The sequence below is a fragment of the Ruegeria sp. C9 genome, assembly GCF_056537585.1.
The window spans coordinates 116,269-139,466 of record NZ_JBQFRU010000002.1 but is presented as its reverse complement, the minus strand read 5'-3'; the positions used below and the strand labels follow the sequence as shown (position 1 = coordinate 139,466).

The window sequence follows — 23,198 nt, the reverse complement described above, 5'->3', positions numbered from 1 at the left end:
TTCAGGCGCGATGCCGTTCCTCGAATTCATAGCCATAGTCATAAGACTTCAATGGCTCTGGAGACAGCTCATACGTGGCTTTGCGCAGGAAATCCATCATCTTGCGCGTATCCTTGCCCAGCGGGTCCAGAATGTCGCGCCCAATGGGGTCTCCTAAAACTACGCGGACGGGGGTATCGACACGTTTCTTGAACTCTTTGATCAGCAACCCCATCCGCAGAGTGTTGTGCAGATGGCTGGCAATCTGGAACAAACGCGAGGTGTGACCATCGAAGAAAACCGGCACAACGGTCGCATTGGATTTGGCAACCATCCGCGCTGTAAATCCGCGCCAGCCCGGATCCATCGGATGAGAAAATGGCTTGGCCGCAGTGCTGACTGTGCCACCCGGGAAGATCCCGATTGCACCACCATCGCTTAGGTAGTTCAGAGCGGTTTTGCGGGTCGCAAGATTCAGCTTCATCGCATCTTTTGTGGCATCAAACGAAATTGGCATCACGATGCTGCTCAGGTCTTCAGCTTTGCGAAAAACATGATTGGCGAGAATGCGAAAGTCTGTCCGAGTCTGAGACAGGATGTGTCCCATCATTAGCCCGTCTAGAATGCCATAAGGATGGTTCGCAATCAGGATCAATGGCCCATCTTTTGGGATGTTCGACAACGCACCGCCAACCACGTCTAATGTCAGCCCATATCGATCCACCATTACGGACCAAAAATCACGCCCCTGTGCGACCTCCTGCTCATACCCGTCAGCGCGGCGGATAAGACGCAGACGACCGGTCGTGTTTTCCATCAGCTTGATCACTATACGCCCGCTCCGCGTTTCTGCGGAATGGGCGTAAGAGATGTCACGAGCGACGTGATGGCGCGAGGGCATTGGCTACTCCGGTTTGCTGCCGCTTAGATAAGGCCGGGTAGCCAGTTTGCATAGGTTTGATGACAAGCTTGTAAAGCCTCACTCTGCCGCAGCTTTCATCTGAGGCCCGCCATCGCGAATAACAGCCAACAATTCCTCGCGAAGTTTCGCAGCCTTGGCTTCATTCGCGACCAAAACCGGACCGAAACCGCGAATGTCCAATGGCAGAGCCGCAAGGGCCGCGATCGCATCACTGGTTTCGGGTGTCAGGCTGGGCAAAACCTCTTTCATGTCCTTTTCATACTGGCGGATCAGAGCACGCTCCATTTTGCGCTCTGTCGTGTAGCCAAAGATATCCAGCGGAGTGCCGCGCAAACCTTTCAGCTTGGCTAGAACCTTCAACGGACCAAGAAACCACTCTCCGAACGCTTTCTTGGCCGGGCGTCCATTGTCGCCCTTCGTCCCCAGGGTTGGCGGCGCAAGATGGAAGGTCATCTTAAAGTTACCATCAAACTCGGCCTCCGCCTTCTGGCGACTGTCGAGCAGCAATCGGGCGACTTCATATTCATCCTTATATGACAAAAGCTTATGGTAGCCTTTGGCAATAGCCTCACGAACGTGTTGATCTTCGACGCTGTCGACCAGCTTGCGATAACGTTTCGCCAACCGCTTGTTCTGATAGTCGATCAGGTGCGCAGCGCGGAAATCGATCACTTGATCGAGGGTCTTTGGTAACTCTGCTACGTTGGGGCGCAAAATATTGGTCACGTCGTCGGGGTGGGTCACCGCCCAGCGACCAACTTCAAAGGCGCGTTTGTTGCGCTCGACCGCCGCGCCGTTCAACTCAATAGCACCCATTATCGCTTGGTGACTGATCGGTAGCAGACCACGCTGCCAGACCGCGCCAAAGACCATCATATTGGAATAGATCGAGTCGCCCATCACGGCTCGCGCCAGATCGGTGGCATCGAAAAGGGCCACCCCATCTTTCAACCGCGCCTGCAGCGCAAGCTGCAATTGATCGCTGGGGATTGTGAATTCTGTATCGCGCGTGAAGTCACCGGTGATAATCTCATGACTGTTCACAACGGCGCCGGTCTGGCCAGTTTGCGTGAGGCCAAGCGTCTTGGCTCCGGCCGATACCACCAGATCACCGCCAATCAGCGCATGCGCCTCGCCAGTGGCAACACGAATCGCGCTGATATCATCGGGCCGGTTGGCCAGACGGCAATGGATATGTACAGCGCCGCCCTTCTGTGCGAGGCCGGCCATTTCCATCATACCGGCACCCTTGCCGTCGATTTGTGCGGCTTGCGCCAGAACCGCCCCGATGGTGACAACGCCTGTGCCACCAACGCCGGTGATCACGACATTATGGGTGCCGTTAATCTGTGGCAAAACGGGGTCCGGTAGGTCGGGCAAGTCGAGGTCGGTCGTCGCCTCTTTGCGGATTTTCGCCCCTTCAACGGTTACAAAAGACGGGCAGAACCCATTCAAGCAGGAAAAATCCTTGTTGCAGCTTGACTGATCAATCGCACGCTTGCGGCCAAGTTCGGTCTCTTTCGGTACGATGGAAACACAGTTCGACTGAACGCCGCAATCTCCGCAACCCTCACAGATATCGGTATTTATGAACACTCGCTTATCGGGGTCGGGGAACGTGCCGCGCTTCCGTCTCCTGCGCTTTTCAGCTGCGCAAGTCTGAATATAAACAATGACCGATACACCCTCGATTTCGCGGAATCTTTCCTGAACCTGCATCAGTTTTGAACGCTCGAACGTCTCAACGCCCGAAGGCAACGCACCAAAATTCACATCTTCTTTTTCGTCGTAAACGACAGCGACGTTGCTGACACCCATTGCGCGGACCTCGGCGACGATGCGTTCGGCACTTAGCCCACCTTCGTTCTCCTGACCTCCAGTCATCGCAACGGCGTCGTTATAGAGGATCTTAAAGGTGATATTTGTGCCCGCAGCCAGTGCCGCCCGGATCGCCTGCACGCCGGAATGGTTATAGGTGCCATCGCCGAGGTTTTGGAAAACATGTTGTGTGGTCGAAAACGGAGCCTCGCCGATCCAGTTTGCGCCTTCACCGCCCATCTGGGTGAAACCGGTGGTTTCGCGATCCATCCACTGCACCATGTAGTGACAGCCAATCCCGGCATAGGCTCGGCTGCCATCAGGCAGCTTGGTTGAACTGTTATGCGGACATCCAGAACAAAAGTATGGTAAACGCGCCGCGATTTCCTGCGCATTGTCAGCCCGGCGCGCTTCGGACAGCGCCTCCAGTCCGGCACGAACGCCATCTGTATCGCGCCCCTCTTCGATTAGGATCTCACCCAGCTTCTCGGCAATCATGATCGGGTCAAGCGCCCCTCGGGTCGGGAACAGTTCTTCGCGGTGCAGCGTCCCCGCGCCGCCTTTGTACCAGCCATAAACACGGCGCCCACGACGGTCGTCAAAGATCGCTTCTTTGACCTGAACTTCGATCAGCTTGCGCTTTTCCTCGACGATCACGATCAGATCCAGCCCCTCAGCCCAATCGTGGAAGCCCTTCATATCCAAAGGGAAAGTCTGACCGATCTTATAGGTGGTAATGCCTAGCCGTTCGGCCTCATCCGCGTTGATGTTCAGCAGCGACATGGCATGAGTCAGATCAAGCCAGTTCTTACCCGCCGCCACAAACCCAATCTTGGCGCCCGGTTTTCCCCAGACCCTTTTGTCTAGCTTGTTGGCGTGCGAAAAGACCTCTGCCGCAAAGCGCTTGTGGTCGATTACGCGCGCTTCCTGCAGATGCGGCGTATCACCCAGCCGAATATTCAGCCCACCCTCTGGCATATCGAATTGAGGGGTGACCAGCTGCATTCGGTCAGGGCGGCCATCTACGACGGAAGTCACTTCGATCGTGTCTTTCATCGTTTTCAGCCCGACCCAGACCCCGGCGAACCGGCTGAGCGCAAATCCATAGATGCCATAGTCCAGAATTTCTTGCACACCTGCCGGGCTGACCACGGGCATATACATGTCCACCAGTGACCATTCCGACTGATGTAAAACGGTCGAGCTTTCACCCGTGTGATCATCGCCCATGGCCATCAATACACCGCCATGTTGCGCCGTGCCCGCCATATTGGCATGGCGCATCACATCACCGGATCGATCTACGCCCGGCCCCTTGCCATACCAGAGTCCAAAAACACCATCGAATTTTCCGTCGCCACGCAGCCCCGCCTGTTGGCTGCCCCATAATGCGGTTGCGGCCAGATCTTCGTTCAATCCGAATTGAAAGGTGACATCCTTTTCGGCAAGTTGCTTTTCTGCACGAGACATCTGAAGGTCTACAGCCCCAAGCGGAGACCCCCGATAGCCTGTGACCAGACCTGCTGTGTTCAATCCCGCCGCAGTGTCTCGTACTTTTTGCATCAGCATCAAACGCACCAGTGCCTGCGTGCCGTTCAGAAGAACCGGGCTTTTGGACAGGTCGAACCGGTCGTTGAGTGAAATTTTCGGCTGACTCATCTGACGTCTCCCCTCGTCGGATTAGTGTGCTTTATTCTCGTGCATATTAGGTCATAAATACTGACCTGCATAGTGATTTTACTCTATTCCGTAACGATTTCCGGGTTTCATTGTGGAATTTGTTACCTGTTTCATATAGGGCTGCGCGAGGATAACGAAAGTTGCGGCGATGGATTGGGACAAGCTCAGAATATTTCACGCGGTTGCAGACGCTGGCAGCCTCACACACGCGGGAGACAAGCTCAATTTATCTCAATCCGCGGTGAGCCGTCAGATCCGCGCGCTTGAAGAATCACTCGATGCAACTTTGTTCCACCGCCATGCACGCGGTCTGATTCTGACAGAACAAGGCGAATTGCTGTTCGATGCCACGACGGCCATGCTGAAACGTCTGGATGCCGCTGCAGCGCGTATCCGGGATAGTGAAGATGAGGTCTTTGGCGTACTGAGGGTGACCACCACCTTCGGGTTCGGCACGCTGTGGCTCGCCCCGCGCCTACCAAAGCTCTATGAACAGTATCCCGACCTCAATATCGACCTCATGCTTGAAGAGCGGGTGTTGGATCTGCCAATGCGTGAAGCCGATGTGGCCATCCGCATGAAAGAGCCCAGCCAGGCCGATCTCGTGCGCAAACGTCTGATGACTGTGCAGATGCTGCTCTATGCAACGCGCAGCTACTTGGATGCTCATGGTGGGGCGCCTGAAACGCTGGAAGACATTTCCAAGCACCGATTGATCTGCCAAACGCCCGCAGCCCCTCAGGTTGGGGCAAGCGCGTCGATGGTGCGTCACCTTATGACATACAATCCCGGCTCGTTGCTGACCGTGAACAACTATTTCGGCGTTCTTCAGGGCGTGCTGCATGATCTGGGTATCGGAGTACTTCCTGATTATGTGACCGAGGACTTCCCGGACCTGGTCCCCGTCATGTCAGACATCGAAAGTGCTGATGTCCCGGTTTACCTCGCCTACCCCGAAGAATTGCGTCATTCCAAACGGATAGCGGCATTTCGGGACTTTGTGCAGGATGAGATAATCGCCCATCGCAAACAGCTGAGGCAATTGGGCAAGCTATAGCCATGCACTCAGAGCATAGCGGGCATGACGCCGGGGTCTGCTAATAGACCTTGATCGTTAATAAACTGATCCCTAAATGAGCACATGAAGGCGGTGATGCTGAAACGCTCATCATCTTCATACCTCCCTGTTGGACTACGGCCGAGCTTAGTGCTCGGCCTTTTTTTTCGCCAGACTGATGCAATTCAGTGGAAAGCACTGGGAAAATCCAACGCGTAGGCCTATGATCCCGAAAAAACACCTAAATTTCGTGTTCGAGGGCTAATTCATGTTCCACTCATTCCGCCTATTGTTGGCGATGATTTCAGTCTTGTTCCTGGCCGTGCCACTTCATGCACAAGACACAAGCACAACCGCTACAGTTGAAATTCCCGAAGATCTGACGCCAGAACAGGTTGATGATCTGGTTGCGCGCATGTCTGACGACCAGGTACGGGCAATCCTTCTGGAACGCCTTGACGCTGTTGCCGAAAAGCAAGCGGCGGAAAAGGAAGGTCAGGAAGACCCGCTGACCGAGCTCAATGAGATCTGGGCAGAAATGGTCGCATCCTGGACACATGTTCTGACCACAGTTCCCAATATCATCAGTGCGCAAATCACTGCATTTAGCAATTTCTCTGACAAATTGGGGGGCGCTGGTGTTCTGACGCTAATGGGGCTGGTGCTCTCGGTCCTGATAGTCGGCTTCATTGCTGAGAAGCTATTCATTTTCCTGACCCGCCGCTGGCATGAGGCAACCGAGCCCTCGGGTGACGCTGATCTCAGAGGCGCTGTGAACTACCTGTTCCGCCGATTTTGCCGCGAAATTGCAGGGCTTATCGTATTCTACGTCGTCATTCGGGCGATTGGCCGAGGATTGCTGAGCCCCGAGCAGATCATCTATGCAGCCCCATTTGTATTCTACCTAATCTGGGTGCCGCGTCTGGGGGCAGCAGTCTCGCGCTTTGTTCTTGCGCCGCAAAAGCCACAATTCCGATTGGTAAACATTGACGACCACTGGGCAAAATACCTGCATCGCAACCTGATCGGTCTGCTGATCCTGATCGGCTTTACCTTGTTCGTACTAAGGTTCAATGCGCTGAACGGGGTTACCGGCGATCAGACGCGCATCGGTTTCTGGCTGAACGCAGCAATCCACGTCTATATTGGCATAATCGCCTGGACAGCGCGCGAAGGTTTGTCACAGATGATGCTGGGTACCGACCCGGACCACACCAAGTTCGACGAAGAAGTCGCGCGGTATTACCCGTATTTTGCAATCGGCGTTTCTGTCGTGATTTGGCTGCTGGTCGAATTCCTGGTGGCACAACGCAACCCGGCGCTGATCCGCGTGTTGTCCGGTGGAGCGCATTTCACAACCATGTTCTGGCTGTTGATTGCACCTGCACTTGATACATTGATACGTGGTTTGGTGCGTCACCTGCAGCCGCCAATGTCGGGCGAAGGGCCATTAGCAGAACGCGCCTATCGATCGGCCAAGCGCAGCTATATTCGCATCGGTCGGGTGATTGCTGGCCTCTTCGTCGTCTTCATGATTTCCCGTGTTTGGCAGCTTGATCTGCGCCATGTTGCGTCCGCAGGTATCGGTGCCGAAGTTGGCGGCGCAATCATCGAGTTCCTGCTGATCATCGCTGTCGGCTACATCCTGAACGAGATCGTCTCGCTATGGATTAACCGTCGTCTGGCCAAGGAACAGACAGCGGCCGAGGAGCTGGATGAAGAAGCCGGCGGAGAAGGTGGCGGCGCAGGTGGTTCGCGTCTGGCGACCGTCCTGCCCTTGTTGCGGATTACCGCACAAGTCACCATCTCGGTGATCTTCGGCCTACTAGCCCTGAGCGCCTTGGGCATCAACATCACGCCGCTGCTGGCTGGTGCTGGTGTTTTGGGTCTGGCCATCGGCTTTGGTGCGCAGAAACTGGTGGCCGATATCGTTGGCGGCATCTTCTTCCTGATCGATGACGCCTTCCGCGTTGGCGAATATGTAGATGTCGGCGGGACCATGGGAACGGTCGAGAAAATTTCGATCCGCTCAATGCAGCTTCGCCACCATCGTGGTCCGGTGCACACTATACCTTATGGCGAGATTCAAAAGCTCACCAACTTCAGCCGTGACTGGGTGATCATGAAGTTGAAATTTACTGTGCCGTTCGACACCGACCCCAACAAGGTCAAGAAGATCTTTAAGAAGATCGGTGCCGAGATGATGCAGGACGAGGTTCACAAAGATGGCTTCCTGCAGCCCTTCAAATCTCAGGGTGTGTTCGACTTCGACGATGTCGGTATGATCATCCGAGGCAAGTTCATGGCCAAGCCCGGTAAGCAATTCACACTGCGTAAGGAAATCTTTAACCGTGTGAAGGCCGAATTCAACGCAAATGGTATCGACTTCGCCCGCCGCGAGGTGCGCGTCGCCATCCCGGGGTTGGATGAGGCTGAGAACATAACTGAAGAACAAAAAGCTGCCGCCGGCGCAGCCGCCGCAGATGCGGTCAACAAAGGGCAAAACCCCGCCTGACACTTAGGCTTCGACACGTTTCAGCCGCTGGCTGAACCAAATCAGCACGCCTCTCAAATCGGAACCGGTCTTATAGCCGGTTCCGTTTTTTATTGCCCGATGACCCCTGTGCGGGTTTGGCTCTTTCCTCAAGCGGCCCATTGCCCTAAAAGGCCCGCAATCTCGGCCCACTTGGACACAGGACAGAAGATGCAAGAGCCCGCCATCACACCCGATCTGATTGCCGCACATGGGCTCAAGCCCGAGGAATACGACATGATCCTTGAGATCATCGGGCGTGAGCCGACCTTTACCGAGCTTGGCATCTTTTCAGCGATGTGGAACGAGCATTGTTCTTATAAGTCATCCAAGAAATGGTTGCGCACCCTTCCGACCTCTGGCCCTCAGGTTATCTGCGGCCCAGGCGAGAATGCGGGTGTCGTCGATATCGGCGACGGTCAGGCCGTGGTGTTCAAGATGGAAAGCCACAACCACCCTTCGTATATCGAACCTTATCAGGGCGCGGCGACCGGCGTGGGCGGCATCCTGCGGGATGTTTTCACCATGGGCGCACGGCCCATCGCCTCGATGAACGCACTGTCCTTTGGCGAGCCGGGCCACCATAAGACGCGCCAATTGGTGAACGGAGTGGTCGAGGGGATTGGCGGCTACGGCAACTGCTTCGGTGTGCCTTGCGTGGGTGGCGAAGTTCGGTTCCACCCGGCCTATAACGGCAACTGCCTTGTGAACGCGTTTGCCGCTGGTTTGGCTGACAGTGACAAGATTTTCTACTCGGCCGCTTCGGGCGTTGGGATGCCCGTCGTCTATCTGGGCGCAAAAACCGGTCGTGACGGTGTGGGCGGAGCAACCATGGCATCGGCCGAATTCGATGACACCATCGAAGAAAAACGCCCCACCGTTCAGGTCGGCGACCCCTTCACCGAAAAGCGCCTGATGGAAGCAACGCTGGAACTGATGCAGACCGGTGCCGTGATCTCGATCCAGGACATGGGCGCAGCGGGCTTGACCTGCTCGGCTGTAGAGATGGGCGACAAAGGTGGTCTGGGTGTGCGTTTGGACCTCGAGAATGTCCCGCAGCGCGAAGAGAACATGACAGCCTATGAAATGATGCTGTCGGAATCTCAGGAACGGATGCTGATGGTCCTCAAACCTGAGCTTGAGGCCGAGGCCCGCGCCGTGTTCGAAAAATGGGACCTCGATTTTGCCATCGTAGGCGAAACCATTGCCGAAGACCGTTTCCTGATCATGCACAATGGTGAGATCAAAGCCGATCTGGTCCTGTCTAAACTGTCCTCGACCGCGCCTGAATACGACCGCCCGTGGGAACCGACCCCTGAGTCCGCGCCACTGGAAGACGTACCACAGATCGATCCGATCGACGGTCTGCGCGCCCTGCTCTCTTCACCCAATTACGCAGGCAAACAATGGGTCTATGAGCAATACGACACCATGGTCATGGCGGATTCAACTCGCACGCCGGGTCTGGGCGCTGGCATGGTCCGCGTACATGGCACCGACAAGGTGCTAGCCTTTACCAGCGACGTAACCCCACGCTATGTCCGTGCAAATCCGGTGGAAGGCGGCAAACAAGCGGTGGCCGAGGCCTATCGCAACCTGACCGCCGTGGGGGCCAAACCACTTGCCACCACAGACAACCTGAACTTCGGGAACCCCGAAAAGCCCGAGATCATGGGTCAGTTCGTCGGCGCGATCCAAGGTATCGGTGCCGCCGTTGGTGCGCTGGATATGCCCATCGTGTCGGGCAACGTCTCGCTTTATAACGAGACTGACGGCCAGGCGATCCTGCCAACCCCCACCATCGGCGCGGTTGGTCTTCTTGCTCATAGCGACGAGATAATCGGAAACGAAGTTCGGGATGGCCATGTTGCGCTGGTCATCGGCGAAACCAACGGCCATATGGGTCAGTCCGCCCTGCTGGCCGAGGTATTCAACCGCGAGGACGGAGACGCGCCGCATGTTGATTTGGCTGCAGAGGCGCGCAACGGGGAATTCATCCGTGCCAATCGCGAGATGATCAAAGCATGTACTGATCTTAGCGATGGCGGCCTTGCACTGGCTGCGTTTGAACTTGCTGAAGCTGCAGGTGTCGGCGTTTGCCTGGATGATGCATCATCCGAGTTCCTATTCGGCGAAGACCAGGCCCGTTATCTTGTGGCATGCAACTTCGATCAAGCCGAGGCGCTGATGATCGCTGCCGGTCAGGCTGGTGTCCCGCTGGTCTCGGTTGGTCGATTTACCGGTGACAGCGTGAAGATCGGCAATTCCGAAGCTCCTTTGGCAGAACTGACCGAGACCTTCCGCCAGAGCTTTGCCGCCGCGGTCGCCTGATAAATCGTCTCTTCCGAATTCCAGAATTCCCGCGTCTTCCATAGGCGCGGGATTCGCGTATCTGAAAAATGCTCGACATCTTGCACGCCCGCTCCCATCACTCTACATCTTGGGAAAGACCTACAGGAGTGAACCTACATGCCGATGAGCGCCCACGAGATTGAAACCCTGCTGCGCGAAAGCTTTCCCAATGCGGAAATTCAGGTTGGTGGCAGCGATGGCGTGCACATGTCCGCCATGGTCGTGGACGAAAGCTTTCGCGGCAAAAACCGCGTTCAGCAACAGCGTGCGGTTTACGCCGCGCTGAAAGGCAAGATGGATGGATCTGATGGGGAATTGCACGCGCTGGCGTTGACGACGAAGGTACCTGAATGACACAGCACTACTTTCAAAAAAGCGCCTAAGTGGCTTTGAAAACATGAGTGGCTGGCCCTTCTGGATATCTCTTCTTGGTGCATTGATAGTTGTCGCCGCCCTCATCGAAGCCTATGTCAAACGCAACAGAAAACGAAAACTGTCGGATATGCGCCCTGACCCCGATACGCTTAGCAAGGTTGGGGGAATTGAACGATACGGGCTTGATCCGGTGACGCTTGCACAAGCAGAACACCGGCGGCTTGAAGAAGAAGGATGGGCACCTGAACTGCCCGATAACCGAACGACCGCCGCGCAAGCGGATGAAAAGGAAAAGCAAGATGAGCGACGTTAAGACCCAGATCGACGAAACCGTCAAAGCCAACGATGTGGTGCTTTACATGAAAGGCACCAAAGAGATGCCGCAGTGCGGGTTCTCATCCCGGGTGGCCGGTGTTCTGAATTACATGGGCGTCGAATACACCGACGTAAACGTTCTGGCTGACGAAGCTGTGCGCCAGGGCATCAAGGACTACTCCGACTGGCCAACCGTGCCTCAGCTTTATGTCAAAGGCGAGTTTGTCGGCGGTTGCGACATTATCACTGAAATGACGCTGTCGGGCGAGCTAGACACACTGTTCGATGAAAACAGTGTGGGCTACAACAAAGACGCTGCGGACAAAATCCGCGAAGCAAACGCGTAAGCTATCGGCTGCTACAGTCCTTGAACAATACGAGTTCCGGGGCTGTGTCGCCTTCGGCCTGATGGCTGATCGTGGCATCCCACCCCTTGGAGCGCAGGGTGTATGTCCCTGCCCCTTCGACGGATTCATACCGGATGCCCGAACCGCTTGGAACCTGTTTCATGGGGATCAACTGATCATCGATCATCATCGCAGCCGCCCCATCGCCATTTGAGGCGTTAAAGTAGGACACCGGCACTTGCGTGTTGTTTTCACAGGTAAACGTCACGGACAGAATGTCGATATCGGCCTTTGCCATCGTGCCAGTCAGCGAGACGACGGCCGCGCAAAAGGCCATTCGGGCGATCGGCATTAGGCCGTCCTTTCTTCAATGACTGCCGCCAGGGCTTCGGCGCGCGCCGCCATTTCAGCCAGCGTATCCGTGACAGATGGCGGCACTACCGCGACCTCGATCCGTTCAGGTTCCGGCTGCGGTTGGCTGCGGAGCCGCTTCAATTCGGTCTCCAATTCAACCAGCTTGGCCTCGGCCAGTTTCATGCGATCTTCATGCGCGGCTGCCTTGTCTGCCAACATGAGTCCCGCCATCAGCAGCATCCGCGATTCCGGCATACGTCCGATCTGGTCCGACAAAACCTGAGCCTCATCATCCAGCAGTCTGGCTGCCGCTTGCAGAAACGGTTCTTCACCGTCCTGGCACGAGACATCAAAGCCGCGGCCACCGATATGAATGGTTACTTCGGGCATTATTCCACCTCTCCCTCGGCCAGATTGGCATGACTTAGCAATGGCTCAAGCCGAGCCAGGACCGCATGCGCTTCGGCTGCGTCCGACGCGCGCGCGGCACGTATGGCTTCTAATTCGGCTGTCGTGGCCCGGTTCAGCATGTCAGCATCCGTGACACCGTCCTCTGCGGCGGCGCGTAATTCATCGACAGCGCTCCGGAGCTGATCGTTTGCATTGCGAAGCCGTTGCAAATCATCATCCAACCGGGACATCGCGGCACCATGGCTAGCCCGTTCCGCGCGCAGCATCTCAAGCTCGGCATTGAGTTCGGTTAACCGCTCGCTATCGACCAGTTCAGCCCGCAGACGGGCCAGTTCGGCCTCCATCTCTTCCGCGCGATCCGCGATTGGGGTCAGTTGCTCGACCTGCGCGCGCAACGTATTCGCCTCTTCTGCAGCGCCCTGATGTGATCGCAGAGTCTCAATCTCTGCCTTCAAGCCCTCGACTTCGTCCGTGTTTTCAAGCGCAGCCTTGGCATCCGCCAACTCGGCCCGCGCAGCCTCAACCGTGGCGAGCTGAGAAATCGCCTCGGCTAATTGCGCACGCAGCGCATCCACTTCCGAACTCGGTGCCGGTTGCGCACGCAGCGCGTCAATCTCTTGCGCGTGCCTCTCTTTGATCGTTTTCAGCCGTTCCTCAAGCTGGGCATTGGCCACCCGCTCTTCTTCAAGCGCCGTTCGCAGCGACGTGTCATCACCGGCTGCGGATCCAGCATCGTGCAAGGCCTCGACACCATTACCGATCCGCTCCATCGCGGTGATAATACGGCGTTGTAGTTCTTCGATCTGACTCATGCCTGTGTCACCTCTTTATCAAGGTTCGTTCTGATATTCGCCTACCCGAATCAAAAGCGGCGGCGCTCAGCCCTAGTCTAACGGAATGCGACAGAAAATACCCACTGTTTGGTTTCAACCACTTGCACACCGCTCTTGAAGCGCCAATTCGGCGTGCCACGCGGTTCTGCTTGCACTTTGACAATCGGATGGTATTCAGCGCCCATCTGCCCGTAAACCAAAGGAACTACGCCCGTGGACCTGACTGCGCTGCGCAATGCCAACCCCGAACACTGGGACAAGGCTGCGGCCATCCGCACCCTGACCCTCGACGCTGTCGCCGCCGCCAATTCCGGCCATTCCGGTATGCCGATGGGCATGGCCGATGTTGCGACCGTATTGTTCGGAAAGCACCTCAAATTCGACGCCACTGCCCCGAACTGGCCGGACCGCGATCGGTTCATCCTATCGGCGGGTCACGGTTCGATGCTGGTCTATTCGCTGCTGTATCTCACCGGTCATGGCGATGTTACGCTGGAAGAGATCAAGAACTTCCGTCAATTGGGCGCCAAAACTGCCGGGCACCCTGAAAACTTCCTGATCGATGGTGTCGAAACCACTACCGGACCTTTGGGTCAGGGCATTTCGAATGCCGTTGGCTTTGCGATGGCCGAAGAAATTCAGCGTGCGCATTATGGCAAGAAGATCGTTGATCACTATACCTTCGTGATTGCGGGCGACGGCTGCCTGATGGAAGGCGTCAGCCAAGAAGCGATCACTTTGGCCGGTCGCCACGAGTTGAGCAAGCTGATCGTCTTCTGGGATAACAACAACATCACCATCGACGGCACAGTCGACATCGCCGACCGCACCGATCAGGTGCGCCGTTTTGCAGCCTCGGGCTGGCATGTGCTTGAGATTGACGGCCACGACCCCAAGGCCATCGATGCGGCCATCGTGCAGGCGAAGAAGTCGAACAAACCGACGATGATTGCTTGTGAAAGTCACATTGCACTGGGTCACGCGGCGCAGGACACTTCAAAAGGCCATGGCGCACTGACCGATCAGGATCAGTTGAACGCCGCCAAAGAAGCATATGACTGGCCGCATGATGCGTTCGTCATCCCTGCTGAGGTCAAAGCCGCTTGGGAGGCCATTGGTGCACGTGGCAAAGCCGAGCGCGCAGCGTGGGAGGAGCGTTTTGCGCAAGTCTCCGAACGTAAACAAGCCGAATTCAACCGCGCCTATGCGTTTGAGGCACCAAAGAAGCTGGCCGGCGCCATCCGGTCGTTCAAGAAACAGATGTCGGAAGACCAGCCAAAGCTGGCCACACGCGCCTCGTCCGAGAAGGTGTTGAATGTCGTTAACCCGATCATGCCGGAAACCATTGGTGGTTCGGCTGACCTGACTGGATCGAACAACACCAAATCGGCCGATATGGGCGTGTTCCTGCCGGAAAACCGCAAGGGTCGGTATATCCATTACGGCATTCGTGAACACGGTATGGCCGCTGCTATGAACGGTATGGCGCTGCATGGTGGCATTCGCCCGTATGGCGGTACGTTCATGGCCTTCACAGACTATGCGCGGCCCTCGATGCGTTTGGCTGCACTTATGAAGATCCCGACGGTCTTCGTGATGACCCACGACTCGATTGGTCTGGGCGAAGACGGTCCGACGCACCAGCCGGTGGAACATCTGGCGATCTCACGCGCGACGCCGAACACTTATGTGTTCCGCCCAGCCGATACGATTGAGACCGCCGAAGCCTGGGAATTGGCGCTGACCTTCAAGGATAGCCCCTCAGTCCTGTCGCTGACCCGTCAAGGCGTGCCAACTGTTCGGACCCAGCACAAAGCCAAAAACCTAACCGCACAAGGCGCTTATGTATTGGCTGACGCAGAAAACAAGCGTCAGGCGATTCTGATTGCCACAGGTTCCGAGGTTTCGCTGGCGATGGAAGCTAAAGCAATACTTGAGGCCGAAGGCATCGGCACTCGGGTCGTTTCCATGCCCTGTATGGAGCTGTTTGCCGAACAAGACGAAGCCTACCGCAAGCGCGTACTACCTGCGGGAGCCGTCCGCGTCGGTATCGAGGCTGCGGTTCGCGCCGGAGGCTGGGACCATTGGCTTCTGGGCGAGCGTGGTCGCGAGGCCAAAGCCGGGTTCATCGGCATGTCCAGCTTTGGTGCGTCGGCACCCGCCGGAGAGCTCTACAAGCATTTTGGCATCACGACCGAGGCAACAGTCGCCAAGGTCAAAGAACTGCTGGGTTGAACCTACCCAAATGAGTCAGAAGGCCTCGGTTAAAACCGGGGCCTTTTTTGTTAGACGAAAATTATTACTGACTGCATACCATCGACAATTAGATCACCATCGGTGTTCCACATCCGCATGACCTGAGAGCTGTAGCCGTCATGTCCAGCTGTCAATTGATGTTCCATCAACCACCATCCATCGCGAGTATGAATATCTTCGGATAGCACGTTGAAAATCCAGTTCATTGATGAGTTGTTTCCCGGCTTCTTCAATGTCGGGAATATGGCCGGTGGCAACAGGTCCGCAATTGCGATCAACCCTTCGATCCTATCGCGCATATCGGCATCATTATGGCGCGCCCAAACCTTCACATAGCCACGCTCTGCACCAGCAAATGGCCGCGCCCCGTCGATCAACCGAACGTCGAAGTTCTCAAGAAATGCGATGGGAAGTTTTGGCAAATCTGGCGGGAAATAGTGTTCTGTGATCTCTGGCTGTATCTCTGCCTTAGCCGGATGTTCGAACGCCACATGGCTGTCCTGTGCCTTGCCAAACGTAAATGTCCCAAGTGCGGCTGTATTCCCCTCAATCCTTGCTCGTGTATTGATCGTCGTGACATTCCGCCCATTGCGAAGCACCTCGGTTTCGATCAGCGGAGGTGAACCGATGGGCGCGGTAAAATTGATCAGGGCCGAGCGTAATGGAGGCAGAACATCGACCGCATTTCTCGTAGCAGCCAGCAGCAAGGCAGACGAAAAGCCGCCATATGTTGTGCGGCCTTGCATCCAGTTTGGCGGCACCGGAAACTGCAGCATCCCGTTCAACCGATCTGAACTGGCAAGGACTTGGGAAAGGCTGAGTTTAGTCATCGATCTCACACCGGATATGCTTCGATTGGAACTTACCCCGCTCTTACCGTTGTGCCAGATGAAACCTCACGTCACATGATCCTGATTTCAGTGTTTATTCGCAGATCCCGAAATCGCGCTGATCGCGGGGGACAGCAGCTTGGTTGCCACCGGTATCAGCGCCAGCCCATAGGCCAGACCGAATACACCATCCATCGTCGCCTTCGCGATCCACTTTACCGCGCCTGCCCATTGTTCAGACACAGCATGACTCGCAGCATTTGCCCAGTCGTAAATGTGATGGCCCAGCCAGCCAAAGCCCAGGACCTCCATACCGTGGATCATGATCGACCCGCCGACCCACAGCATCGCAGCAGTACCAACGATAGACAGAACTTTCATAACAACGGGCATCGCTTTGACGAGGCCCCTTCCCGTTCCGCGCCCTATCGGCGTCGGCGCGTTTTGCGCCAAATACAGGCCGACATCATCCATTTTCACGATCAGAGCGACCGAGCCATAAACGGCGACGGTGACCCCAACGCCCACCACGGCCAGCGTCGCGGCTTGCATCCACACATTCGGCGCTTCAATGGCCGCCAAAGCGATGGTCATGATTTCAGCAGAAAGAATAAAGTCAGTCTTGATCGCACCCTTCACCTTCTTTTCTTCCAGATGGCCAGGATCAGGATTTTTCATATCTTCGTCTATCGCATGGCTCCCATGTGGAAACAGGACGTGAAAAATCTTCTCGGCCCCCTCGAAACACAGATATGAACCACCGAGCATAAGCAGCGGTGTGATCAACCAAGGCGCAAAATTGGCGAGTAGCAATGCCACTGGCAACAACAGAATGATCTTGTTGAAAATCGATCCGCGCGCGATGCGCCAGATGATCGGCAGTTCCCGCGCCGGGGCAAAACCCTGAACGTATTTGGGCGTCACGGCCGCATCGTCAATGATCACACCCGCAGTCTTAGCCCCAGCCTTGCCGGCAGCGGCCACCACATCGTCCACCGAGGCCGCCGCAACCTTTGCAATGCCCGCCACGTCGTCCAACAGGGCCAACAGACCACTCATCGCGCTTCCTTTCCATTCATCTGTTCGATCGGACCCTACCTGATCCAACGGCTAGCGCAAGCGTTAGCGCAATCGGCGCAGGTTTGCGCTAACACCTTAAAAATATGCCATTTTTGCCCTTTTGAGATTCAATATTCGCGGCTATATGGCCTGCAACGCAAGCGCATTTTTGGAGACGTCGGATGACCATCAAGGTCGGTATCAATGGTTTTGGCCGCATCGGCCGCTGTACTCTGTCGCACATCGCCGCATCGGCGCGCAACGACATCGAAGTGATCAAGGTCAACGCCACCGGCCCGCTGGAAACCTCGGCGCATCTGTTGAAATACGACAGCATCCATGGACGTTTCCCACGCGACGTCTCGGTCGAAGGCAACACCATGGATCTGGGTCGCGGCCCGATGGAGATGTTCTCGACCTACGATATGAACGAGCTGGACTGGGAAGGCTGCGATGTCGTTCTGGAATGCACCGGTAAATTCAACGACGGCCTGAAAGCCAAAACCCATCTTGAGCGCGGCGCTGGTAAGGTTCTGCTATCGGCTCCTGGCAAAAATGTCGACAAGACCATCGTATTTGGTGTGAACCACAACAGCCTGACCGCAAACGACAATATGGTGTCGAACGGTTCTTGCACCACCAACTGCCTTGCTCCGCTTGCCAAGGTTCTGGACGAAGGTATCGGCATCGAGCATGGCATCATGACCACGATTCACGCCTATACCGGCGACCAACCGACGCTGGACCGTCGCCACAGCGATCTGTATCGCGCCCGCGCTGCCGCCATGTCGATGATCCCGACTTCGACCGGGGCTGCAGCCGCGCTGGGTGAGGTTCTGCCGAATCTCAAAGGGCGTCTGGACGGCTCGGCGATCCGCGTGCCCACTCCAAACGTCTCGGCCGTTGATCTATCATTCCGCGCCTCGCGCGACGTCACTGTCGAAGAGGTCAACGCCATCGTCGAAGAGGCAGCGAAAGGCCCGATGCAGCGCGTTCTAGGGTATGAGCCCGCGCCGCTGGTTTCGACCGATTTCAACCACACCGAAGAAAGCTCGATCTTTGCGCCGGATCAGACCCGAGTTGTCGACAACCGAATGGTGCGCGTATTGGCATGGTATGACAACGAATGGGGATTCTCGGTGCGTATGGCGGATGTCGCCGTCGCGATGGGCCGCCTTAACTGACCCTTCGCACATCGCTTGTACCTTTATGCCCGCTCAGGTTATCTGAGCGGGCATTTACGTTCAGGGCGCAGAAATGACAAATCAAATCGCCATCTGGCTTGGAATCCTAATTCTGGGCGGTCTGATGCTGGACGTGGCACTATTCGGCACCGAACACCTGCTGTTCCTGGGCAAGAAGCTCTACGATTTCCTGGATTGGCTCGCCTTCTGGCGCTGACAGAGGTTTTTCTTGACTTTCGCGCCAATCTGGCTTTGTTAGCGCTAACCATCTATGGACCATGTTCTGACGGAGCGCATTATGACACTCAAGCTGGCAATCAATGGATTTGGACGGATCGGGCGCGGCGTTCTTCGGGCCGTCATGGAATCCGGACGTACTGATGTTGAAATCATCGCAATCAACGATCTGGCAAAGCCCGAAATGAACGCACATCTGTTCGAGTTCGACAGTGTGCATGGACGCTATTCCAAACCCGTAACTCTGACTGATGCAGGTCTGGATGTGGGTGCTGGGCCCATCCGGCTGACCAGCGAGCGTGATCCCGAAGCACTGGACTGGTCTGATGTGGATGTGGTTCTGGAATGCACCGGTGTTTTCCGGACCCGTGAAGCAGCTGAGCGGCACCTGAAAAACGGATCAAAGAAAGTATTGATCTCGGCCCCTGCCCGTGGCGACGGCGGCGTGAAGACAGTCGTGTTCGGCGTAAACGATCATGAGCTAACTGCCGACGATATCGTTGTTTCCAATGCCTCGTGCACCACCAACTGCCTGTCGCCGGTCGCGGCGGCTTTGGACGCAGGACTGGGAATCAAACACGGCAACATGACCACAGTTCATGCATACACGGCCAGCCAACCGGTTCACGACACAGCGGGTAAAGACCCCTACCTGTCGCGCGCAGCAGCACTGTCGATGATTCCGACGACAACTGGCGCGGCATCGGCTGTTGGTCTGGTTCTGCCGCAGCTTGCTGGTAAGTTGACCGGGCAAGCAATTCGTGTCCCAACGCCCAATGTCTCAGTCGTTGATCTGGTTGCTGAGGTTTCGCGACCGACGTCCGAAGAAGAGGTCAATGCCCTCTTTGTAGAAGCCGCCGCCAAAATCCCCGGCGTGCTGGCGGCCGAGAATCGCCCCTTGATCTCGATCGATTTCAACCACGACTCGCATAGCTCGACGGTTTCACTGGCTGAAACCAAAGTAACTGACGGCACATTGGTTCGTGTGCTTGCATGGTACGACAACGAATGGGGCTTCTCGAACCGGATGCTGGACACAGCCGCCGCGATGGGCGCGCTATCCTAACCGCTCTTTCAAGGCGGAATTGACGCGGGGCGTGACGAATTTTGACACGTCCCCGTTCAATCTGGCGATTTCTTTGACCAGTTTCGACGCAATGGCTTGATGCCGTGCCTCTGCCATCAAGAACACGGTCTCAATCGAGTCGTCCAACGCTCGGTTCATCCCAACCATCTGGAATTCATACTCGAAATCCGCAACCGCACGCAGTCCGCGCACGATGATCTGAGCGCCTACATCGCGGGCGCAATCGATCAGCAGGTTTTCAAACGGATGCGCGACAATCTCGGTGCCGGTCTGCTCGGTTAGATGGGCGCATTCGGCCTCGATCATCGCGACACGTTCTTCCAAAGAAAACAGCGGGCCCTTGTCCCGGTTGATAGCAACACCAATGACGAGCTTATCCACCAGCGCAGCCGCGCGGCGAATAATGTCTATATGACCCATGGTGATAGGGTCGAAAGTACCGGGATATAATCCAACCCGCATTGGGCTCTCCAGCGCAACAATATTTCTGCGCAAGCAAACATAACTTTGCCGCAGGTGCAAGAGGCTGAAACAGCCCCCGCGTTCAATGCCCCATGATCATGCCCTCAAGCGCGTCTTTTTCCATAGCAAGTTCAGCAAGTTGCGCCTTGACCGCATCACCCAGCGTAACGATGCCGACCAGTTTGCCATCTTCCAATACAGGCATGTGGCGAAATCGTCCTTCGGTCATCTGGGACAGGATAGACTCAACAGTATCCTGCTGGCTGGCGGTCACAAGTTGCTTGGTCATATAGTTGCTAACGGGTTTATCCAAGCATCCGCTGCCGCTGGCAGCCAACTCGCGAACAATGTCTCGTTCGGATAAAATGCCCGCTGCCGTCTGCCCCCCATCCTCGGAAATGACCACAGTACCAATCCGCTTTTCCGCAAGAATCTCGGCAGCCTGAGAAACGGATGCCGTTGGCTCGACCGTCTCCACACCGCCGCTGGCCTTGGATTTGAGAATGGCCTGTACAAGCATAAGCGAAAACCTCCGGAATTACGTACTGTTTTCCAAAGCGTTGCCGGAATGTGTGAATGTGTCAAGGTGAAGCTTCGCGCTCAAGCCGCGCTACTTCGTCCCGTATTCCGCGCGTCAACGCCTCGGCAAAGCGGTTCAACCGCTCATTGCGCTGATCGCCCTGATGGCGGACCAGATAGAACCCCCGGGTCAGACTGACCTGATCCGTCAGGATTTTCTGCAATCCCCGATGGAACGGCAATGTGAAATCATGTGCCACGCAGACCCCTGTTCCCAGCGAAACTTGTCGCAGCTGAACGGAAACAGAGTTTGATGCAAGCGCGACACGTTCAACACCGATGTCGTTGAGATAGTCCAGCTCGCGGTCGAAAATCATGTCCGGAATATAGCCTATCATCCGATGCCCTTTTAGATCCTCGATGGATCGAATTTCGGCGTGACGACTCAGGTATTCCTTCGTTGCGACCATATGCAGCCGATAGTCGGATATCTTCTGCACCAGCAGTTTCCCTGCGGTGGGCGCACTGACTGTTACCGCCATGTCGGCCTCTCGCCGGGATAGGTTGATGATGCGCGGCAACGCCAGGATCTGAATGTCGAGATCAGGATTGGCATCGCTGATCTTGGCGCAGACCTGTGGCAACAGGTAATTGGCACTACCATCCGGGGCACCAATTCGGATCTGACCGCTTAGCGATTTGGCAGAGCCTGACATGACACCAGTCGCTGCGCGCATAGCTTCTTCCGCCTGCAGCCCATGCTCCATCAGGCGTTGTCCTGCAGTCGTCAACACATAGCCCTGCTGTGATTTCGTGAACAACACCGCGTCCAATGCCGCTTCGAGCCGCGCGATTCTGCGCCCGACAGTCGCCGGGTCGATCTTGAGAACCCGCCCCGCACCCGAAAGGCTTTCATCGCGCGCGACCGCCAGGAAAACCCGCAAATCATCCCAATTCGGCGTCATGTTCTACCCTTTGCATTTTTGCAAAACTGATTTGAAATATTGCCTCTGTTCAGGTGATTTTCGCAAGTCTATTCTTCGCGCAACTTAATCCGGAGGAGTTTGCAATGCAGAACCTGACCCATTTCATCAACGGCGAAAATGTCGCTGGCACATCTGGCCGCTTTGACAATGTATTCAACCCAGCAACGGGTGAAGTGCAGTACCAATGCCCGATGGCCAGTGTCGCCGAGACCACCGCTGCGATCGAAGACGCTGCAGCAGCTCAGGTCGCTTGGGGCGCAACCAACCCGCAGAAGCGCGCGCGCGTTATGATGGCGATGGTTGGCTTGATGAACCGCAACATGGACAAGCTGGCCGAGGCTCTCAGCCGCGAGCACGGTAAAACCATCCCGGACGCCAAGGGTGATCTGCAGCGTGGTCTGGAAGTGATAGAATACTGCATCGGCGCGCCCCAGATGCTGAAAGGTGAGTTCACCGACAGCGCGGGCCCGGGCATCGATATGTATTCAATGCGTCAGCCGCTGGGCGTGGTCGCTTCGATCATGCCATTCAACTTCCCCGCAATGATGCCACTGTGGCACGTTGGCCCGGCACTGGCCTGCGGCAACGCAGTTGTTCTAAAGCCGTCCGAGCGCGACCCCTCTGTTCCATTGATGCTGGCAGAGCTGTTTGTCGAAGCTGGTCTGCCCAAGGGCGTGTTCCAAGTCGTAAACGGTGACAAAGAGGCCGTGGACACCCTGCTGGACAGCGAAATCATTCAGGGCGTGTCATTCGTGGGTTCAACCCCGATCGCGCAGTACATCTATGCTCGTGCAACCGCCAACGGCAAACGCGCGCAGTGTTTCGGTGGCGCTAAGAACCACATGATCGTTATGCCTGACGCCGATCTGGATCAGGCTGCTGATGCGCTGGTCGGTGCAGGTTTCGGCGCGGCTGGCGAACGCTGCATGGCAATCTCGGTGGCCGTGCCTGTGGGCGAAGAAACCGCAGACGCACTGATCGAAAAACTGATCCCTCGCGTGGAGAAGCTGAAAGTCGGCCCCTACACAGCGGGCGACGACGTAGACATGGGTCCGGTTGTTACTGCTGCCGCGAAAGAGCGTATCCTTGGCCTGATCAACTCGGGCGTTGAGCAGGGCGCGAAGCTGGTTGTCGACAACCGCGACTTCAGCCTGCAGGGCTATGAGGATGGCTTCTTTGTCGGCCCGCACCTGTTCGACAACGTCACTCCCGACATGGATATCTACAAGCAAGAGATCTTTGGCCCGGTCCTGTCGACTGTCCGCGCGGGTTCTTATGAAGAGGCGCTGAAACTGGCGATGGATCATGAATACGGCAACGGCACTGCGATCTTCACCCGCGACGGTGATACGGCGCGCGACTTTGCCAGCCGTGTGAACATCGGCATGGTCGGCATCAACGTTCCGATCCCGGTTCCGCTGGCCTACCACACTTTTGGCGGCTGGAAGAAATCGATGTTCGGCGACCTGAACCAGCACGGTCCAGACAGCTTCAAGTTCTACACCCGCACCAAAACAGTGACATCGCGCTGGCCGTCGGGCATCAAGGAAGGTGGCGAGTTCAACTTCAAAGCGATGGACTGATCATTCAGCTTACAAATCA

Annotated in this window: 21 protein-coding genes; 11 read left to right on the top strand and 10 right to left on the bottom strand. The window is 56.2% G+C overall.

The window, feature by feature from the left end; all coding sequences use genetic code 11:
• Position 1: 1 nt before the first annotated feature.
• Positions 2 to 880, bottom strand: a complete 879-nt coding sequence (locus ACR0NE_RS04815) for a lysophospholipid acyltransferase family protein (RefSeq protein ID WP_170595720.1) — start codon at positions 878 to 880, stop codon at positions 2 to 4.
• Positions 881 to 958: 78 nt separating this feature from the next.
• Positions 959 to 4,378 carry an indolepyruvate ferredoxin oxidoreductase family protein gene (locus ACR0NE_RS04810; protein WP_170595722.1) on the bottom strand — a complete coding sequence of 1,140 codons (3,420 nt, stop codon included), beginning with the start codon at positions 4,376 to 4,378 and terminating at the stop codon, positions 959 to 961.
• A 169-nt stretch (positions 4,379 to 4,547) separates the two neighbouring features.
• Between ACR0NE_RS04810 and ACR0NE_RS04805 the strand changes: the two genes are divergently transcribed.
• The 6 genes from ACR0NE_RS04805 to grxD all read left to right on the top strand — a co-directional run bounded on the left by ACR0NE_RS04805 (position 4,548) and on the right by grxD (position 11,378).
• The gene (locus ACR0NE_RS04805; protein WP_170393176.1) at positions 4,548 to 5,456 is read left to right on the top strand and encodes a LysR family transcriptional regulator; all 909 of its coding nucleotides are present in this window, start codon (positions 4,548 to 4,550) and stop codon (positions 5,454 to 5,456) included.
• Between the two features lie 268 nt (positions 5,457 to 5,724).
• Positions 5,725 to 7,971 (top strand): mechanosensitive ion channel family protein, encoded by a 2,247-nt coding sequence (locus tag ACR0NE_RS04800; RefSeq protein WP_170393177.1) that lies wholly within the window; start codon positions 5,725 to 5,727, stop codon positions 7,969 to 7,971.
• A 189-nt stretch (positions 7,972 to 8,160) separates the two neighbouring features.
• Positions 8,161 to 10,320 (top strand): phosphoribosylformylglycinamidine synthase subunit PurL, encoded by a 2,160-nt coding sequence (gene purL / locus ACR0NE_RS04795; RefSeq protein WP_170393178.1) that lies wholly within the window; start codon positions 8,161 to 8,163, stop codon positions 10,318 to 10,320.
• A 138-nt stretch (positions 10,321 to 10,458) separates the two neighbouring features.
• The gene (locus ACR0NE_RS04790) at positions 10,459 to 10,695 is read left to right on the top strand and encodes a BolA/IbaG family iron-sulfur metabolism protein (protein WP_170393179.1); all 237 of its coding nucleotides are present in this window, start codon (positions 10,459 to 10,461) and stop codon (positions 10,693 to 10,695) included.
• A 43-nt stretch (positions 10,696 to 10,738) separates the two neighbouring features.
• Positions 10,739 to 11,029, top strand: coding sequence for a hypothetical protein (locus ACR0NE_RS04785; RefSeq protein ID WP_170393180.1), 291 nt, complete (start codon positions 10,739 to 10,741; stop codon positions 11,027 to 11,029).
• Positions 11,016 to 11,378: a Grx4 family monothiol glutaredoxin gene (gene grxD / locus ACR0NE_RS04780; RefSeq protein ID WP_170393181.1), complete on the top strand. Its 363-nt coding sequence runs from the start codon at positions 11,016 to 11,018 to the stop codon at positions 11,376 to 11,378. Before ACR0NE_RS04785 ends, grxD begins: the two co-directional genes overlap by 14 nt.
• Position 11,379: 1 nt before the next feature.
• On the opposite strand, the gene ACR0NE_RS04775 is transcribed toward grxD, so the two are convergent.
• From ACR0NE_RS04775 to ACR0NE_RS04765, 3 genes are read right to left on the bottom strand one after another with little or no spacing between them, the layout of a single operon-like run.
• A complete protein-coding gene (locus ACR0NE_RS04775; RefSeq protein WP_170595724.1) occupies positions 11,380 to 11,730 on the bottom strand; it encodes an MliC family protein in 351 nt (116 codons plus the stop codon).
• Positions 11,730 to 12,122, bottom strand: coding sequence for a cell division protein ZapA (locus ACR0NE_RS04770; RefSeq protein WP_170393183.1), 393 nt, complete (start codon positions 12,120 to 12,122; stop codon positions 11,730 to 11,732). The genes ACR0NE_RS04775 and ACR0NE_RS04770 overlap by 1 nt, the downstream gene beginning before the upstream one ends.
• Complete coding sequence (locus ACR0NE_RS04765; RefSeq protein WP_170595726.1) at positions 12,122 to 12,955, bottom strand: coiled-coil domain-containing protein; 834 nt, start codon at positions 12,953 to 12,955, stop codon at positions 12,122 to 12,124. The genes ACR0NE_RS04770 and ACR0NE_RS04765 overlap by 1 nt, the downstream gene beginning before the upstream one ends.
• A 234-nt stretch (positions 12,956 to 13,189) precedes the next feature.
• Between ACR0NE_RS04765 and tkt the strand changes: the two genes are divergently transcribed.
• Positions 13,190 to 15,211 carry a transketolase gene (tkt, locus tag ACR0NE_RS04760; RefSeq protein WP_170595728.1) on the top strand — a complete coding sequence of 674 codons (2,022 nt, stop codon included), beginning with the start codon at positions 13,190 to 13,192 and terminating at the stop codon, positions 15,209 to 15,211.
• A gap of 50 nt (positions 15,212 to 15,261) precedes the next feature.
• Here the strand turns inward: tkt and ACR0NE_RS04755 are convergent, their stop codons facing one another.
• On the bottom strand, positions 15,262 to 16,062 hold the full coding sequence (locus ACR0NE_RS04755; protein ID WP_170595730.1) for a thioesterase family protein: 801 nt from the start codon (positions 16,060 to 16,062) through the stop codon (positions 15,262 to 15,264).
• An 87-nt stretch (positions 16,063 to 16,149) separates the two neighbouring features.
• Positions 16,150 to 17,121, bottom strand: a complete 972-nt coding sequence (locus tag ACR0NE_RS04750) for a DUF808 domain-containing protein (protein ID WP_170393187.1) — start codon at positions 17,119 to 17,121, stop codon at positions 16,150 to 16,152.
• A 182-nt stretch (positions 17,122 to 17,303) separates the two neighbouring features.
• Here ACR0NE_RS04750 and gap (ACR0NE_RS04745) point away from each other — a divergent pair, with 182 nt between their 5' ends.
• From gap (ACR0NE_RS04745) to gap (ACR0NE_RS04735), 3 genes are all read left to right on the top strand, one after another.
• On the top strand, positions 17,304 to 18,305 hold the full coding sequence (gene gap / locus ACR0NE_RS04745) for a type I glyceraldehyde-3-phosphate dehydrogenase (RefSeq protein WP_170393188.1): 1,002 nt from the start codon (positions 17,304 to 17,306) through the stop codon (positions 18,303 to 18,305).
• A 73-nt stretch (positions 18,306 to 18,378) separates the two neighbouring features.
• Positions 18,379 to 18,522 (top strand): hypothetical protein, encoded by a 144-nt coding sequence (locus ACR0NE_RS04740; protein WP_010439846.1) that lies wholly within the window; start codon positions 18,379 to 18,381, stop codon positions 18,520 to 18,522.
• An 81-nt stretch (positions 18,523 to 18,603) separates the two neighbouring features.
• Positions 18,604 to 19,608: a type I glyceraldehyde-3-phosphate dehydrogenase gene (gap, locus tag ACR0NE_RS04735; protein ID WP_170510534.1), complete on the top strand. Its 1,005-nt coding sequence runs from the start codon at positions 18,604 to 18,606 to the stop codon at positions 19,606 to 19,608.
• On the opposite strand, the gene coaD is transcribed toward gap (ACR0NE_RS04735), so the two are convergent.
• From coaD to ACR0NE_RS04720, 3 genes are all read right to left on the bottom strand, one after another.
• The gene (gene coaD / locus ACR0NE_RS04730) at positions 19,600 to 20,091 is read right to left on the bottom strand and encodes a pantetheine-phosphate adenylyltransferase (protein ID WP_170393190.1); all 492 of its coding nucleotides are present in this window, start codon (positions 20,089 to 20,091) and stop codon (positions 19,600 to 19,602) included. The genes gap (ACR0NE_RS04735) and coaD overlap by 9 nt on opposite strands.
• Before the next feature lie 82 nt (positions 20,092 to 20,173).
• Positions 20,174 to 20,611 (bottom strand): CBS domain-containing protein, encoded by a 438-nt coding sequence (locus ACR0NE_RS04725; protein ID WP_170405529.1) that lies wholly within the window; start codon positions 20,609 to 20,611, stop codon positions 20,174 to 20,176.
• Between the two features lie 61 nt (positions 20,612 to 20,672).
• Positions 20,673 to 21,575, bottom strand: a complete 903-nt coding sequence (locus tag ACR0NE_RS04720; RefSeq protein ID WP_170405527.1) for a LysR family transcriptional regulator — start codon at positions 21,573 to 21,575, stop codon at positions 20,673 to 20,675.
• 104 nt (positions 21,576 to 21,679) lie between these two features.
• Between ACR0NE_RS04720 and ACR0NE_RS04715 the strand changes: the two genes are divergently transcribed.
• Positions 21,680 to 23,179 carry a CoA-acylating methylmalonate-semialdehyde dehydrogenase gene (locus ACR0NE_RS04715; protein ID WP_170393193.1) on the top strand — a complete coding sequence of 500 codons (1,500 nt, stop codon included), beginning with the start codon at positions 21,680 to 21,682 and terminating at the stop codon, positions 23,177 to 23,179.
• The last annotated feature ends 19 nt before the right edge of the window (positions 23,180 to 23,198 follow it).

Excerpts from the sequence above, each read along its gene's own strand:
- ACR0NE_RS04815 (WP_170595720.1), bottom strand. The coding sequence starts at position 880 with ATGCCCTCGCGCCATCACGTCGCTCGTGACATCTCTTACGCCCATTCC.
- ACR0NE_RS04810 (WP_170595722.1), bottom strand. The coding sequence starts at position 4,378 with ATGAGTCAGCCGAAAATTTCACTCAACGACCGGTTCGACCTGTCCAAA.
- ACR0NE_RS04805 (WP_170393176.1), top strand. The coding sequence starts at position 4,548 with ATGGATTGGGACAAGCTCAGAATATTTCACGCGGTTGCAGACGCTGGC.
- ACR0NE_RS04800 (WP_170393177.1), top strand. The coding sequence starts at position 5,725 with ATGTTCCACTCATTCCGCCTATTGTTGGCGATGATTTCAGTCTTGTTC.
- purL (WP_170393178.1), top strand. The coding sequence starts at position 8,161 with ATGCAAGAGCCCGCCATCACACCCGATCTGATTGCCGCACATGGGCTC.
- ACR0NE_RS04790 (WP_170393179.1), top strand. The coding sequence starts at position 10,459 with ATGCCGATGAGCGCCCACGAGATTGAAACCCTGCTGCGCGAAAGCTTT.
- ACR0NE_RS04785 (WP_170393180.1), top strand. The coding sequence starts at position 10,739 with ATGAGTGGCTGGCCCTTCTGGATATCTCTTCTTGGTGCATTGATAGTT.
- grxD (WP_170393181.1), top strand. The coding sequence starts at position 11,016 with ATGAGCGACGTTAAGACCCAGATCGACGAAACCGTCAAAGCCAACGAT.
- ACR0NE_RS04775 (WP_170595724.1), bottom strand. The coding sequence starts at position 11,730 with ATGCCGATCGCCCGAATGGCCTTTTGCGCGGCCGTCGTCTCGCTGACT.
- ACR0NE_RS04770 (WP_170393183.1), bottom strand. The coding sequence starts at position 12,122 with ATGCCCGAAGTAACCATTCATATCGGTGGCCGCGGCTTTGATGTCTCG.
- ACR0NE_RS04765 (WP_170595726.1), bottom strand. The coding sequence starts at position 12,955 with ATGAGTCAGATCGAAGAACTACAACGCCGTATTATCACCGCGATGGAG.
- ACR0NE_RS04755 (WP_170595730.1), bottom strand. The coding sequence starts at position 16,062 with ATGACTAAACTCAGCCTTTCCCAAGTCCTTGCCAGTTCAGATCGGTTG.
- ACR0NE_RS04750 (WP_170393187.1), bottom strand. The coding sequence starts at position 17,121 with ATGAGTGGTCTGTTGGCCCTGTTGGACGACGTGGCGGGCATTGCAAAG.
- gap (WP_170393188.1), top strand. The coding sequence starts at position 17,304 with ATGACCATCAAGGTCGGTATCAATGGTTTTGGCCGCATCGGCCGCTGT.
- ACR0NE_RS04740 (WP_010439846.1), top strand. The coding sequence starts at position 18,379 with ATGACAAATCAAATCGCCATCTGGCTTGGAATCCTAATTCTGGGCGGT.
- gap (WP_170510534.1), top strand. The coding sequence starts at position 18,604 with ATGACACTCAAGCTGGCAATCAATGGATTTGGACGGATCGGGCGCGGC.
- coaD (WP_170393190.1), bottom strand. The coding sequence starts at position 20,091 with ATGCGGGTTGGATTATATCCCGGTACTTTCGACCCTATCACCATGGGT.
- ACR0NE_RS04725 (WP_170405529.1), bottom strand. The coding sequence starts at position 20,611 with ATGCTTGTACAGGCCATTCTCAAATCCAAGGCCAGCGGCGGTGTGGAG.
- ACR0NE_RS04720 (WP_170405527.1), bottom strand. The coding sequence starts at position 21,575 with ATGACGCCGAATTGGGATGATTTGCGGGTTTTCCTGGCGGTCGCGCGC.
- ACR0NE_RS04715 (WP_170393193.1), top strand. The coding sequence starts at position 21,680 with ATGCAGAACCTGACCCATTTCATCAACGGCGAAAATGTCGCTGGCACA.